13 protein-coding genes are annotated in these 14,060 nt (G+C 74.6%); 8 read left to right on the top strand and 5 right to left on the bottom strand.

The genetic code is table 11. The annotated features are described in order from the left end of the window. Window positions 1–12 precede the first annotated feature (12 nt). The 6 genes from HPC71_RS18850 to HPC71_RS18825 all read left to right on the top strand — a co-directional run bounded on the left by HPC71_RS18850 (window position 13) and on the right by HPC71_RS18825 (window position 6,483). Window positions 13–1,857 carry a hypothetical protein gene (locus HPC71_RS18850; RefSeq protein WP_154615214.1) on the top strand — a complete coding sequence of 615 codons (1,845 nt, stop codon included), beginning with the start codon at window positions 13–15 and terminating at the stop codon, window positions 1,855–1,857. Continuing rightward, window positions 1,854–2,009 carry a hypothetical protein gene (locus HPC71_RS18845; protein WP_154615215.1) on the top strand — a complete coding sequence of 52 codons (156 nt, stop codon included), beginning with the start codon at window positions 1,854–1,856 and terminating at the stop codon, window positions 2,007–2,009. Before HPC71_RS18850 ends, HPC71_RS18845 begins: the two co-directional genes overlap by 4 nt. Before the next feature lie 55 nt (window positions 2,010–2,064). Next, window positions 2,065–2,496: an ATP-binding protein gene (locus HPC71_RS18840; RefSeq protein ID WP_154615216.1), complete on the top strand. Its 432-nt coding sequence runs from the start codon at window positions 2,065–2,067 to the stop codon at window positions 2,494–2,496. 73 nt (window positions 2,497–2,569) lie between these two features. Beyond that, window positions 2,570–3,091, top strand: coding sequence for a DUF5709 domain-containing protein (locus tag HPC71_RS18835; protein ID WP_223124244.1), 522 nt, complete (start codon window positions 2,570–2,572; stop codon window positions 3,089–3,091). A gap of 166 nt (window positions 3,092–3,257) precedes the next feature. Then, window positions 3,258–4,856 (top strand): GMC family oxidoreductase, encoded by a 1,599-nt coding sequence (locus HPC71_RS18830; protein WP_171897051.1) that lies wholly within the window; start codon window positions 3,258–3,260, stop codon window positions 4,854–4,856. Between the two features lies 1 nt (window position 4,857). Next, window positions 4,858–6,483 (top strand): aldehyde dehydrogenase family protein, encoded by a 1,626-nt coding sequence (locus tag HPC71_RS18825; RefSeq protein WP_154615217.1) that lies wholly within the window; start codon window positions 4,858–4,860, stop codon window positions 6,481–6,483. Here the strand turns inward: HPC71_RS18825 and HPC71_RS18820 are convergent. Further along, window positions 6,447–7,517 (bottom strand): NADH:flavin oxidoreductase, encoded by a 1,071-nt coding sequence (locus HPC71_RS18820; protein WP_171897050.1) that lies wholly within the window; start codon window positions 7,515–7,517, stop codon window positions 6,447–6,449. The genes HPC71_RS18825 and HPC71_RS18820 overlap by 37 nt on opposite strands. A gap of 57 nt (window positions 7,518–7,574) precedes the next feature. On the opposite strand from HPC71_RS18820, the gene HPC71_RS18815 reads away from it, so the two are divergent. After that, complete coding sequence (locus HPC71_RS18815; protein ID WP_154615218.1) at window positions 7,575–8,327, top strand: GTPase domain-containing protein; 753 nt, start codon at window positions 7,575–7,577, stop codon at window positions 8,325–8,327. 42 nt (window positions 8,328–8,369) lie between these two features. On the opposite strand, the gene HPC71_RS18810 is transcribed toward HPC71_RS18815, so the two are convergent. The 3 genes from HPC71_RS18810 to HPC71_RS18800 are packed head-to-tail and all read right to left on the bottom strand — an operon-like array spanning window position 8,370 to window position 11,415. After that, window positions 8,370–9,344, bottom strand: coding sequence for a quinone oxidoreductase family protein (locus HPC71_RS18810; RefSeq protein WP_154615219.1), 975 nt, complete (start codon window positions 9,342–9,344; stop codon window positions 8,370–8,372). Continuing rightward, a complete protein-coding gene (locus HPC71_RS18805; protein WP_154615220.1) occupies window positions 9,344–10,165 on the bottom strand; it encodes a citryl-CoA lyase in 822 nt (273 codons plus the stop codon). Before HPC71_RS18805 ends, HPC71_RS18810 begins: the two co-directional genes overlap by 1 nt. Before the next feature lie 56 nt (window positions 10,166–10,221). Then, window positions 10,222–11,415, bottom strand: a complete 1,194-nt coding sequence (locus HPC71_RS18800; RefSeq protein WP_171897049.1) for a CaiB/BaiF CoA transferase family protein — start codon at window positions 11,413–11,415, stop codon at window positions 10,222–10,224. A 230-nt stretch (window positions 11,416–11,645) separates the two neighbouring features. On the opposite strand from HPC71_RS18800, the gene HPC71_RS18795 reads away from it, so the two are divergent. Then, on the top strand, window positions 11,646–13,109 hold the full coding sequence (locus HPC71_RS18795) for an amidohydrolase family protein (protein ID WP_154615221.1): 1,464 nt from the start codon (window positions 11,646–11,648) through the stop codon (window positions 13,107–13,109). A 28-nt stretch (window positions 13,110–13,137) separates the two neighbouring features. On the opposite strand, the gene HPC71_RS18790 is transcribed toward HPC71_RS18795, so the two are convergent. Beyond that, window positions 13,138–13,932, bottom strand: coding sequence for an IclR family transcriptional regulator domain-containing protein (locus HPC71_RS18790; RefSeq protein ID WP_154615222.1), 795 nt, complete (start codon window positions 13,930–13,932; stop codon window positions 13,138–13,140). Between the last annotated feature and the right edge of the window lie 128 nt (window positions 13,933–14,060).

The raw sequence follows: 14,060 nt of genomic DNA, 5'->3' as shown, positions 1-14,060 counted from the left end.
TTACATACTTCTATGCATCTCTCGAACCGGATCGCGGACGTCGTCGCCGCTGCCCCCACTGCGGTTGAGGACCGCCCCGCGGGCGCCGCTGCGCTCAGCGAGGTGGCGCTCGCCTCGGGTCTCGCTCTGGCGATGACCATCGCGCTCGGAGCCGTCGTGATCGCGCACCGCTCGGACCGGTTGCCGGCACTGACCCGGTTGATGGAGCGGATGGACCGTTCCCGCTTCTTCGGCACGGTCGCGCCGTGGGCGCAGGTGCCCCTGATGGTCGCGATGGTCTCGCTCATCACCGCGCTGCTCGGCATGTACTGGGACATCGCGCTGCACATCGGGCTCGGCCGCGACGAGGGGCCGCTGGCGAACCCGGCGCACTACCCGATCCTGTTCGGCCTCTTCGGCATCTCCGCGGCCGGCGTGCTCGCCTGCGCCCTCCCGCGCCAGGACGAGGTCGGTCCGTCCGGCGTGCGGCTGGCGCCCGGGTGGAACGCGCCCGCCGGCGGCGTGCTGCTCACCGGCGCCGGCACCTACGCGCTGCTCGGCTTCCCGCTGGACGACGTGTGGCACCGCATCTTCGGCCAGGACGTGACCCTGTGGGGGCCGACCCACCTGATGCTCATCGGCGGCGCCGGTCTCTCGCTCGTCGCGATGGCGGTCCTCTTCGAGGAGGGCCGCACCGCCACCGAGCGCACCGGCCGGCGGACCAGCCCGGTGGCGACGTACGTGCTCAAGGCGAGCCTGGTGGGCGGGCTGCTCATCGGGATGAGCGTCTTCCAGGCCGAGTTCGACTTCGGCGTCCCGCAGTTCCGGCTCGTGCTCCAGCCCTTCCTGATCGCGCTGGCCGCGGCGTTCAGCCTGGTGGTGGCGCGGCTGTGGATCGGGCGGGGCGCGGCGATCGCCGCGGTGCTGTTCTACCTCGTGGTCCGCGGCGGGGTCAGCGTCGTCGTCGGGCCGGGGCTGGGCGAGCTGTGGGCGGCCGTGCCGCTCTACCTCGCCGAGGCCGTCATCGTGGAGCTGGTCGCGCTGCGCCTGGCCCACCGGCCGATCGCGCTCGGTCTCACCAGCGGCGTGCTCATCGGCACCCTGGGGTACGCCGCCGAGCACGCCTGGACCCAGATCGCCTTCCCGCTCCCGTGGACCTCCGACATCCTCGTGGAGGGCGTCGCGATGGCGACCGTGGCCGGGGCGGCCGCGGGTCTGCTCGGCAGCCTGCTCGTCCTGGGCCTGCGCCGCAACCTCCCCGACGCGCTCCGCCCGCGGCTGCTCTTCGCGCTCGCCCTGGTGGCGATCGCGGCCTGCGCGACCAACGGCGTGATCGCCACCCACCCCGAGGACCTGCACGGCACGGTCGCGGTCTCCGACGCCGGCTCCGGCCAGGTCGAGCTGGAGGTCAGCTTCGACCGTGACCCGGTGGCCGGGGAGCCGGCCTGGCTGACCGTGACCGGTTGGCAGGGCGGTGCCGGCACCGACGGCCTGGCGATCGACCACCTCGAGGAGGGCCGCGACGGGGTGTGGCGCACGACCGCCCCGGTCCCGGCCGACGGGACGTGGAAGACGATGGTCCGGCTCCACGACGGGCGGGAGCTGACCGCGATGCCGGTCTACCTCCCCGAGGACGCCGCGCTCGGCGAGCCGGAGATCCCGGTCGAGGACGGCACCCGGCCCTTCGACGAGGAGAAGCTGCTGCTCCAGCGCGAGCTCTCCGACGACGTACCGGGGTGGCTGTGGCTGGCCGCGGGGTCGATCGTCCTGCTCTGCTCGATCGCCCTGGTGCTCGGTCTCGGGTGGGGCGTCAACCGGTATGCCCGCGCCTCCCGCCCCGACGTCGGTGCCACCACGACGCCGCGGGTGCCGGCGTGACGGCCGCCGGCCTGGCGCCACCGGTCGCGCTGCACATGGGTGCGCTCCACGGCGCGGAGGGCTTCCTCGTGCTGCTGCTCGCCCTCGGCCCGTTGCTCGTCGCCTTCGTGACGGTCTTCTACCTGCGGTGGCGCGGTGAGCAGGAGGTCTGAGGCCGGCCCCGGAGCCCCCCGTTTGGGCGAGCCGGGCTCGGCTCACCTGTGTGCCATGAGCGCCAGCGACCAGGAGCCCTGCACCCGGGTGCACCTCTGGCACGACCTGACTGCAGTGGCGGATGCCCGACGGGCCCTCGTGCGTGACCTCGAGGCCGGCGGCGTGGACCGGCGAGCCGTGGAGGACGCCGTCCTGGTCTTCTCCGAGCTGGCCAGCAACGCCGTCGAGCACGGCCGGCCCCAGGACTGCGGGCACGTCGAGGCCACCTGGTGCCTCCTCCCCGACCGCGCCCGGATCACGGTCGTCGGCGACGTCGACACCGATCTCGGCGAGGAGGTCCTCGAGCGGTTCAAGCCGGGGGACCCCTCGGAGTTCGCCGCCCGCGGCCGCGGGCTCGCGATCGTCGACCACGTCTGTGACCGGTGGGGCGTCGACCTCGCCGACGACGGCGTCCGGGTCACCGCCGAGCTCAGCCTCCGGTCCTGACCGGGCGCCGGGTCGGCCCCGTCTGTGAGGTGGGTCCGCCGATAGTGCGGGCCGGGGCGGGTACCGGGGCGGCATGAGCGAGAACGACTCCGACAACGCAGCCCTGGGCACCGACCCCGCCGTCGACAGCACCGAGGACGCGAGCGACAACGAGAGCTACCACGGCTACAGCGTCGATGACGAGACGCAGCCGCAGAGCTCGGGCGACAGCCTGGTCCAGGGGAACCCCGACATCAGTGACCCGCTCGACGAGGGCTACAGCCCCCCGGAGAAGTACTCCGTCGCCCAGGGCTACGGCAACACCCCGCTGGAGGAGGCGATGGGCGAGACCCTCGACCAGCGCCTCCAGCAGGAGGTGCCCGAGCCGGACCCGTACGAGCAGGCCGAGGTCGAGGCCGCCCGGGGCGAGCTGAACGACGACATCCGAGGGGGATCGGAGGTCGGCGACCAGCGCGCCGGCCGCCTGGTCGAGCCCGACGAGGGCGCGCACACCGACGTCGAGAAGGACATGATCGCCCAGGACGTCGGCATCGACGGGGCGGGCGCCGCTGCCGAGGAGGCCGCGGTCCACATCGTCGACGAGGACGAGATCTGAGCGCAGCCCGCTTCGCCTCGTGATGCCCAGCGTGCGCCCCGGCGCACGCCGGGCATCACGAGGGCAGGACGCGGACACCCCTTGGTGATCGCCGTCACCCGACCTAGTGTTCCTCGCACCCGTCGCGGCACTCCGCCGAGCCGACGGGGGAGCCGAGGAGGACGTCGTGCCGGATCGGGAAGTCTTCACCCACGTGGTGGTCGGGGCCGGCAGCGCCGGCGCGGTGGTCGCCGCCCGGCTGACCGAGGACCCGTCGGTCTCGGTCCTCCTCCTCGAGGCGGGCGGCCCCGCCGACGCCGACGAGGTGAGCATCCCGGCGGCGTTCGCGAACCTGTTCAAGACCCGGTGGGACTGGAACTACCAGACCACCGAGCAGAAGCAGCTGGAGAGCCGCCGCGCCTACTGGCCGCGGATGAAGGCGCTCGGCGGCTGCTCCTCGATGAACGCGATGATCTACATCCGCGGGAACCGGGCCGACTACGACACCTGGCGCGACGCCCACGGCGCCACCGGGTGGGGGTACGACGACGTGCTCCCGGCGTTCGTCCGGGCCGAGGGCAACACCCGGCTCGGCGGCCCGTTCCACGGGCAGGACGGCCCACTCCACGTCGAGGACCGCCGGTACACCCATCCGCTGACGACCGCGTGGGTGGAGTCGGCCGTGGCGGCCGGCTTCAAGCCCACCGACGACTTCAACGGCGCCGAGCAGGAGGGCGCCGGGCTCTACCAGGTCACCTGCCGCAAGGGCCGCCGCTGGTCGACCGCGAAGGCCTACCTCGAGCCGGCCGAGGGCCGCCCGAACCTCACGATCCGCACCGGCGCGCTCGTCGAGCGGGTCGTCGTCGAGGGCGGGCGGGCCGTGGGCGTGGCCTACCAGCACGGCGCCGGCACCCGTACGGCGTACGTCGACGGCGAGGTCGTGCTCGCGGGCGGCGCGGTCAACTCCCCGCAGCTGCTGATGCTCTCCGGCATCGGGCCCGGCGCGCACCTGCGCGAGGTCGGGGTCGACGTGGTCGTCGACCTGCCCGGCGTGGGTCAGAACCTGCACGACCACCCGGCCGTGCCGCTGGTCTTCCGCACCCGCGGGACGAGCGACCTGATGGACCACAACAACCTCGGCCAGCTCCTCCGCGCCAAGGCGACCGGCACCGGCCCGCTGGTCTCCAACGTCGGGGAGGGCGGCGGCTTCTGGCGCTCCCGGGACGACCTGCCGGCCCCCGACCTCCAGGCCCACGTGGCGCCGACCGGCTTCTGGGACAACGGCCTGCACGAGGCGACGGCCCGCAAGGTGACGCTCGCCCCGACCCTGGTCTCGGTGGCCAGCCGCGGCACCCTGCGGCTGCGCTCGACCGACCCGCGGTGGCACCCCGACATCGACCCCGGCTACTACGACGACCCCGCCGACCTCGACGCGATGGTCGCGGGGATGCGCCGGATGCTGGAGACCACCGCCACCGGCCCGCTCGCCGAGCACGTCGCCGGGCCGGGCCTGCCGACGATGGAGGCGTGGGGCGACGACCCGACCGACGCCCAGCTCGCCGACCACGTCCGCGCCTACACCCAGACGCTCTACCACCCGGTCGGCACCTGCGCGATGGGCGGCGACGAGCGCTCCGTGGTCGACCCCGAGCTGCGGGTGCGGGGCGTCGACGGCCTCCGCGTCGCCGACGCCAGCGTCATGCCGATGGTGACCCGCGGCAACACCAACGCCCCCACGATCATGATCGGCGAGCGGGCCGCCGACCTGCTGCGCGGAAAGGCCTGAGATGACCACCACGACCACCGCCCCCTCCGACGCGGCGCCCGGCGGCGACCGGCCGACGCTGGAGTCGATCAATCCCGCCACCGGCGACGTCGTCGGGGTCCACCCGGTCCACGAGGAGGCCGACGTCCGCGCGGCGGTCGCCCGCGCCCGCGCCAGCGCGGAGTGGTGGGCCGGGCTCGGCTTCGACGGCCGCCGCGAGGTGCTCACCCAGTGGCGCGGGGTGATCACCCGCCGGCTCGCGCAGCTGTGCGACGTCGTGCACCAGGAGACCGGCAAGCCCCACGGCGACGCCCAGCTCGAGTGCGCGCTGGCCATCGACCACCTCGCCTGGGCCGGCTCCCACGCCGAGAAGGTGCTCGGCCGCCGCCGGGTCTCGCCGGGCCTGATGCTGGCCAACCAGGCGGCGTCGGTGGAGTACCGCCCGCTCGGGGTCGTCGGCGTCATCGGGCCGTGGAACTACCCCGTCTTCACCCCGATGGGCTCGATCGCCTACGCCCTGGCCGCCGGCAACACGGTCGTCTTCAAGCCCAGCGAGCTCACCCCCGGGGTCGGCACCTGGCTGGCCGACAGCCTGCGCGAGGTCGTGCCCGACCACGACCTGCTCCAGGTGGTGACCGGGTACGGCGAGACCGGCGCGGCGCTGTGCCGGGCCGGGGTCGACAAGGTCGCCTTCACCGGCTCGACCGCCACCGGCAAGCGGGTGATGGCCGCCTGCGCCGAGACCCTGACCCCGGTGGTGATCGAGGCCGGCGGCAAGGACGCGCTGCTCGTCGACGAGGACGCCGACCTCGAGGCCGCCGCCGACGCGGCCGCCTGGGGCGCCTTCGCCAACGCCGGGCAGACCTGCGCCGGGGTCGAGCGGGTCTACGTCCACGAGCGGGTCCACGACCGGTTCGTCGAGCTCCTCGCGGAGCGGGCCCGGGCCGTGCACGCCGGCACGGACGTCGACGCCAAGATCGGCCCGATGACGATGCCCGGCCAGCTCGACGTCGTACGACGCCACGTCGCGGACGCGCTCGCCCGCGGCGGGCGCGCGGTGGTCGGCGGCAACGAGGCGGTGGGGGACCGGTTCGTCCAGCCGACCGTGCTGGTCGACGTGCCCGAGGACAGCGAGGCGGTCACCGAGGAGACCTTCGGGCCGACGGTGACCGTGCGCCGGGTCCGCGACATGGACGAGGCCGTGGAGCTGACCAACGCCGGGAAGTACGGCCTGGGCTCGGCGATCTTCACCGCCAAGCGCGGCGAGGACCTGGCCCGGCGGCTGCGCACCGGGATGACCTCGATCAACTCGGTGATCTCGTTCGCGGGCGTGCCGACCCTGCCGTTCGGTGGCGTGGGCGACTCCGGCTTCGGGCGGATCCACGGGCCCGACGGGCTGCGGGAGTTCACCTACGCCAAGGCGGTCACCCGCACCCGGTTCAAGGCCCCGCTCAACCTCACGACCTTCGACCGCACCCCCGAGCAGGACTCGACGGTGGCCACGCTGCTGCTGGCCCTGCACGGGCACGCGACGCAGCTGCCCAAGCTCCCGCGCCGGCCGCTGGAGACCATCCGCGGGCGACGCCGGGAGCAGGCGGGAGCAGGCCGAGGTCAGGCGACCAGGTCGTCCCAGCCGGCGGCGAGGTAGTCGATGAAGGCCGGGCCGACCTTCTCCTCCCGCAGCACCTCGCGGGGGACGGGCCGCTCGCGCACGCGGAAGTCGGGGTCGGCCACGGCCCGCGCCGCGAAGTCGTGGTGCAGGATCGCGCCGGTGCCGACGGAGACGAAGTCGGCGCCCTGCTCCAGGCACCAGCGGGCGTCGGTGGCCGAGACGACCTTGCCCGCGACGCCGAGCCGGGTGCCCTCGCGGGGCAGGTCGGTGAAGTGCTCGATGAGCAGCCCCTCGGCGCCGAAGCGCGAGCCCATGAAGACGTCCCACAGCGACATGTCGAGGTGGTCCAGCAGCCCCGAGGCCATCACCCGGCGGGCGGTCTCGCGGCCCTCCTCCAGCGTGATCCCGCTGCCCTCGGGGGTCAGCCGCAGCCCCAGCTGGAAGTCGGGGCCGGTGGCGGCGCGGATGCCCTCGAGCACCTCCTGCACGACGCGGAAGCGGTCGTCGAAGGAGCCGCCGTACCCGTCGGTGCGCTGGTTGTGCCGGCCGTCGAGGAACTGCCCGATCAGGTAGCCGTGGGCGCCGTGCACCTGGACGCCGTCGAAGCCGGCGCGCTCGGCGCGGACCGCGGCGGCCACGAAGTCGGCGACCATCTGCTCGACCTCGCCGGTAGTCATCGCGACCGCGCCCTTGGCGGGCTCGTCCCACGGGCACTGGTTCGGTCGGCCGCTGACCGCGGGGTCGGCCCGCCGGCCGCCGTGGTGCAGCTGCACCGCGGACGCGGCGCCGGTCGCCCGCAGGGCCTCGGCGAGCCGGGCCAGGCCGGGGAGGTGGTCGTCGGAGGCGATGCCGAGCTGGCCGGCCCACGCCTGCCCCGCCGGCGCGACGTACGCCGCCGCCGTCATGACCAGGCCGAAGCCGCCGCGGCCGCGCGCCTCGAGCCAGTGGTGCTCGTCGTCGGACAGCGTGCCGTCCGCGTGGCTCTGGGTGTTGGTGAGCGGGGCGAGGGCGAACCGGTTGGCCCACGCCGGGCCGTGGGTGAACGCGAGCGGGTCGGCGAGTGAGGTCACCGCACCATCCTGCCGAGCGGGCGGTCACGGGCGCGGGCTCGGGTACCTTCGACGACGATGAGCGACTCACGCCGCGGCCTGCGCGCCGTACCCTCCAGCCTCGCGCGCGGCCGCGACCGCCTGACCGGCGCGCTCCAGCACCGCTACCCGACCGTGGCCGTCACCGGCATGACCGGCGTCGGCAAGAGCGAGCTGGTCGACCACCTCGCCGGCCGGCCGCGCCGCGAGGAGCCCTCGGAGGCCGGATCGGCGGTCATGGAGCGGCGGGTCCGCCGGGACCGGCGGCTGCGCGGCTTCCGGTTCCGGGTGGTGCCGGGGGAGAACGCCGCGACCCGGCTGGGCGCGCTCGACGAGGTCTTCCACGACGACCCGGTCGACGGCGTGCTGCACGTGGTCGCGAACGGCTACGCCACCGGCCGGCGCCCGGCCGGCACGACCGGCGCGGTGCCCGTCGACCGCGAGGAGCAGCTGGCTCGCGAGCTGGAGGACTGGACCGTCACCGCCCACCGGATCGCCTCGATGGCGGTGCGCCGCCCCCGGCCGACCTGGCTGGTCGTCGTGGTGACCAAGGTCGACCTCTTCCTCGACGACGTCGACGAGGTCGTCCGCTCCTACTCACCGGGCAGCGGCACGCCGTTCGGCGACCGGGTCGACGAGCTGCGCGCCCTCGCCGGGGCGGCGAAGCTCTCGATCGACGTGCTGCCCGCGTGCAGCCGGCTCGAGCCGGACAGCCGGCTCAGCCCGCAGCAGCGCGACGCCTACCTGGCCGCGCTCGAGACCCGGATGGGGCAGCTCGCCGGCCACGTCTAGGCCGGGCCCGTCCAGGCTGGCACGTCCCGGTCGGGCGCCCGCTCAGATGGTGAGGACCGCCCGGCCGTGGACCTCGCCGCGCTGCTGACGGGTCCACGCCTCGGCGGCGTCCTCGAGCGGGAACGCCTCGTAGGGCACCGCGAGCCGGCCGGCCGCGGCGTGCGCCTCGATGGCGGCCATCGCCGCGCGACGCTCCTCGGCGGTGAGGTCGTTGTTGGTGTAGCCCAGCACCTGGCGGGTGCCGCTGCGCAGGTGGGCGGAGGAGAACGTCGCGACCTCGCCGGCGCTGCTGCCGAGGTTGACCAGCCGCCCGCGCGGCGCCAGGCACAGCAGCGCGGCTGAGGCGGGCACCCCGCACAGCGGGTCGAGCACCAGGTCGACCTCGCCGACGACCTCGCGCATCCGGGCGGCCAGCCCCGCGACGTCGTCCTCGCGGCGCAGCGGCACGAAGCCGTCGGCGCCCAGGGCCGCGGCGTCGCCGTCGGCCGTCGGCTCGAGCGCCGCGCCGAAGACGGCCCCCGCGCCGATGAGCCGGGCGGCCTGCAGCCCCACCCGGCCGACCACGCCGCTGGAGCCCAGCACGAGCACCCGCTCACCCGCCTCGAGCCGGCCGGTCAGCGTCAGCGCGGTCCACGCGGCGATCGCGGAGAGCCCGAGGGCGGCGAGGTGCACGTCGTCGACGCGACCGGTCAGCGGCACCAGGTCGGCGTCGGGCACGACGGCACGCTCGGCCATCGCGCCGTCCCCGGGCGCCATCCCGGCGGAGGTCGGGAACCACACGCGCGTCCCCGGGGCGTGCACGGCCGAGGCCACGACGGTGCCGACCCCCTGCACGCCGGGGACGTACGGCGTCGCCGGCTCCCCGAAGTACGACGTGCCGCTCGCGCAGAGCAGGTCGAGCGGGGTGATCGGCGCGGCGGAGACCGCGACCAGCGCCCGGCCCTCGCCCGGGAGCGGCTCGGGGACGTCGATGGCCTGCGGCGGCTCGCCGCAGGTGTGGAGCCGGGCGGCGCGCATCAGGCGTCCTCGCCGCCGGTCGCGGGGGCTGGGTCGGGGGCGACGTACACCGCGTGCCGCTCGACGTCGGCGAAGACGTCCGCGGCCACGTGGTGGCCGCGGGCCTCCTCGGCGATGTGCCCGAGCAGCCCGGCACACCGGGCCAGGAGCACCACGCCGCGCAGCAGCTCCAGCGGGATGCCGATGTCGGCCAGCGCCGCCCCGCAGGCGCCCGCCCCGTTGAGCGGCAGCGCCTTGCCGGTCACCTCGGGGGCGACCCGGCCGACGGCCTCGAAGAGCGCGAGGTGCGGGCCGAGCTGGCCCTCCTCGCGGGCGATGTCGTACAGCGCCGGGATGCGTGGGTCGCCGTCCTTGTGCAGGTGGTGGCCCAGGCCGGGGACGAACCGGCCGGCCGCTTGCTGGCGGCGGACGGCGTCGGCGGCGAGTGCGTCCCAGCCCTCGGGCGTCGTCGGCAGCTCGTCGGCTCCCGCGAGCGCGTCGGCCAGGAACCGGCCGGTGTCCTCGCTGACCCCGAGGAACCGCGACCCGCCGCCGAGCAGCCCCGAGGCCAGGGCGCCCTGGATCGACTCGGGCGCGCTGAGGTAGGTCATCCGCGCCGCGATCGCGGTGGGGGTGAACCCGTGGTCGGCCAGCGCGACCAGGACGGCCTCGAAGACGCGGGCCTGCGGGGCGGTCGGCTCCCGCAGCGTGATCAGCCGGTAGGCGAGGTGGCCGAAGCTCACCTTGCCGATCAGGTCGGTGGAGAGGTCCTGGCCCAGCAACGAGATCGTGTGCCGGTCGGAGACGCCCAGCGAGGTGGGGTACGTCGGATGGTCGCTCATCGCGATGGTCGGGTCCTCTCGGGCGGGCGGGGTGCGGGTCAGGCGGGTCAGGCGGGTCAGGCGGAGGGCGCGGGCGGCTCGGCGGGGGCGGCGCCGGCGTGGGCGTGCGGCGCGAAGCCGAGCCAGCGGCGGATCTCCTCGCCGTGGCCGTCCAGCGCCGGCGGCGGCAGGTCGTAGCGGGCCGGGGTCGCGCTGAGCCGGATCGGGTTGCGGACCGTCGGCACGCCGGCGACCTCCACGACCGGGTCCAGGCCGAGGGAGGTGGCCAGCTCGACGCCACCGCGCACGTCGTTGATCGGGCCGCAGGGGATGCCGGCGGCACTGAGGTCGGCGAACCACTCCTGCGCCGAGCGGGTGGCGAGCCGGTCCAGCAGCAGCGGCCGCAGCTCCTCGCGGTGGTCGTTGCGCAGCCCCACGCTGCGGAACCGCTCGTCCTCGGCGAGCTCGGGCAGCCCCATCGCCTCCACCAGCTTGCGGAACTGGCCGTCGTTGCCCGCGGCGATCACGAGGTCGCCGTCGCCCGTCGCGAGCGGCTCGTAGGGGAACAGGCTGAGGTGGGCGTTGCCCATCCGTCCGGGGACGACCCCGCCGGCGACGTACGCCGAGGTCTGGTTGACCAGGGAGGACATCGCCGTCGCGAGCAGGTTGGTCTCGACGTGCTGGCCCTCGCCGGTGGCGTCGCGGTGGCGCAGCGCGGCGAGGATGCCGATGACCGAGTGCAGGCCGGTCATCACGTCGAAGACCGAGATGCCGGCGCGGTACGGCGGCCCGTCGGGGTCGCCGGTGAGGCTCATCAACCCCGACATCGCCTGGACGAGCAGGTCGTAGCCGGGCAGGTGCGCGCCGCCGGTGGAGCCGAACCCGCTGATCGAGCAGTAGACGCTGCCGGGGTTGCGGGCCGCGACGTCGTCGTACCCGAGGCCGAACCGGTCGAGGCCGCCGGGCTTGAAGTTGTGGATGAACACGTCGGCGCGGCGCGACAGCTCGTGGGCGACCTCGACGTCGTCCTCGTCCTTGAGGTCCAGGACGATCGAGCGCTTGCCGCGGTTGATGGCCAGGTAGTAGGTGCCGGTCTCGCCGCGGCGCGGGGGCACCCAGTGGCGGGTGTCGTCGCCGGCGGGGCTCTCCACCTTGACCACCTCGGCGCCGAGGTCGGCCAGCAGCATCGTGGCGTACGGCCCGGCGAGCACGCGGGAGAAGTCGGCGACCAGGAGGCCGGCCAGCGGTCCGTCCGCGCGGGGGTCGGGCACGGACGGGGGATCGGTGCTCACTACGGTGGCTCCATCCGTATAGCGGACAACTGTCCGGCTCACAGTGCCCGATCGGCCGGAGCGGCGTCAACGGCCGCCGTCTTGCTCGCTGTGGGTCGGGATGCCCGCGGGCAAGTCGGTGCGCCAAACCCTTGACGTGTGACCGGCGTTACAGCCAGGCTGGCGCGAAACGGACAGATGTCCGCTGGCCCGGACCACCGGAGGTCGAGATGCCCACGCCTGCCACTCCCGCGACCGACCTCGCCGGCGCGCCCGCCGTCGTCCTGCGCGGCGGCACCGTGCTCACGATGGACGATCGCCGCACCGTGCTGACCGACGCGGACGTGCTCGTCGTGGGCCAGCGAATCGAGGCGGTCGGCCCCTCGCTGGAGGTCCCCGAGGGCACCGTCGAGATCGACGCCACCGGCGGCATCGTGATGCCCGGCATGGTCGACACCCACCGGCACATGTGGCAGACCGCCGTGCGGGGGTACGGCGCGGACTGGACGCTGACCCAGTACTTCGTGTGGAACTACCTCGAGCACGGCAAGAAGTTCCGCCCCCAGGACATCTACGCCGGCAACCTGCTCAGCGGTCTCGAGGCGCTCGAGGCGGGGGTGACGACCAGCGTCGACTGGTCGCACAACCTGCACACCGTCGACCACGCCGACGCGGCGGTCGACGCCCTCGAGGAGGTGCCGGGGCGCTTCGTCTTCGCCTACGGCAACATCCAGGCCGGCCCCTGGGAGTGGTCGGCGAGCCCGGAGTTCCGCGACTTCGTCGAGCGCCGGATGACGCGCAGCGACATGCTCGGCTTCCAGATGGCCTTCGACGTCACCGGCGACCCGGAGTTCCCCGAGCGGGCCGCCTTCGAGGTCGCCCGCGACCTCGGCGTCCCCGTCACCACCCACGCCGGGGTGTGGGGCGCGACCAACGACAACGGCATCCGGCTGATGCACGAGCACGGCTTCATGACGCCCGAGACCGTCTACGTCCACGCCGCCACGCTCAGCGACGACTCCTACCAGCGGATCGCGGCCACCGGCGGGCACGCCTCGGTCGCGGCGGAGAGCGAGGCCAGCTGCGGCCAGGGCTACCCCTCGAGCTGGTCGCTGCGCCGCCACGGCATCCCGATCTCGCTGTCGATGGACACCAGCGTGTGGATGAGCGCCGACATCTTCTCCGCGATGCGCTCCACGCTCAACGCCGACCGCACCCGCGAGCACCACGAGGCGCACGCCGGGAACGAGACCGTCACCCACCTCGCCGTCCGCGCCGCGGACGTCGTGGAGTGGGCCACGCGCGGCGGCGCCCGGGCCCTCGGCCTCGACGACGTCACCGGCAGCATCGAGGCCGGCAAGAAGGCCGACGTGGTGCTGATCAAGAACGACGACTCACCGGTGATGTTCCCGGTGCTCAACCCCTACGGCCACGTGGTGCTGCAGGCCCAGCGCGGCGACGTCCACACCGTCCTGGTCGACGGCCGGGTCGTCAAGCACGACCACAAGCTCGTCGACGTCGACCTCGCCCAGGCCCGCCGGGTCGTCGAGGACACCGTGACCCACCTCCAGGACACCCTCGGCGCGGAGGCGTGGGCGGCCGGGATGAGCCCGGACGTGGTGGCCGGCTCGGCGGTGCTGGACAACCCCTACACCTACACCGAGTACGCCGACTCCTCGACGCACCAGCGCTGAGCCGGCGATGCGTGGGGGAGGGGAGTGCTCAGCCGCCGACCTGCGGGCGGGCCTGCCACAGCGCCCAGTCCGCGGCGACGTCGCTCGCGGTCTGCATCAGCCACGGGAGGTACTCCCCGGTCAGGGTCTCCACGCTGGTCTCGGCCGCGTGCACGGTGACGTTCATGGCCGCGCGGACCACGCCGTCGCCGTCGCGCACCGGCACCGCGATCGAGCGGATGCCGCGGGCGAGCTCCTCGTCGGCCAGGGCCCAGCCGCGGGCGCGGACGGTCCGCAGGTCGGCCTCCAGCTCCTCGGGGTCGTAGGCCGGGGCGGGCAGGCCCGACCGGGTCGGCTCGGCGAGCGCGGCGGCCCGGGCGGCCGGGTCGAGCGCGGCGAGCAGGACCTTGCCCTGCGAGGTCGGCACGGCCGGGAAGCGGGTGCCGATGTCGACGCGGAGCGCGATGATCTTCGGCACGGCCACGCGGGCGACGTACACCACGTCGGAGCCGTCGAGCTGGGTCATCGAGGAGGACTCCCCGGTCCGCGCGACGAGCGACTCCAGGTGCGGCCGGGCCATGTCCCACAGCCCCAGCGAGGCGGCGTACGCCGCACCCAGGCGCAGGACGCGCGGGGTGAGGGCGAAGCGGCCCTCGCTCGTGCGCACGTAGCCGAGCTCCTCGAGGGTGAGCAGCAGGCGTCGAGCGGTCGGTCGCGCCAACCCGGTCGCCCCCGCGACGTCGGCGAGCGTCATCTCCCGCCGCTCGGCGTCGAAGCAGGTGAGCACGTCGAGCCCGCGCGCGAGCGCCTCGACGAAGTCGGGTCCGGTGCCACGTCCTGCCATGGACCGATGCTCGCACAGCGGACGCTCATCGGTCGGCTGAAGCCACGGATCGGCCGCACCGCGGACACCTGTACGCACCGTCTCGGAGAGCCGGTCCGCGAGCGCGGGCCGTACGGAAGGACCCGCTG

The organism is Nocardioides marmotae, from assembly GCF_013177455.1.
In the GTDB taxonomy this organism is placed as follows: domain Bacteria; phylum Actinomycetota; class Actinomycetes; order Propionibacteriales; family Nocardioidaceae; genus Nocardioides; species Nocardioides marmotae.
The sequence above is the reverse complement of the archived record's forward strand: the minus strand, read 5'-3'. Positions and strand labels throughout refer to the sequence as shown.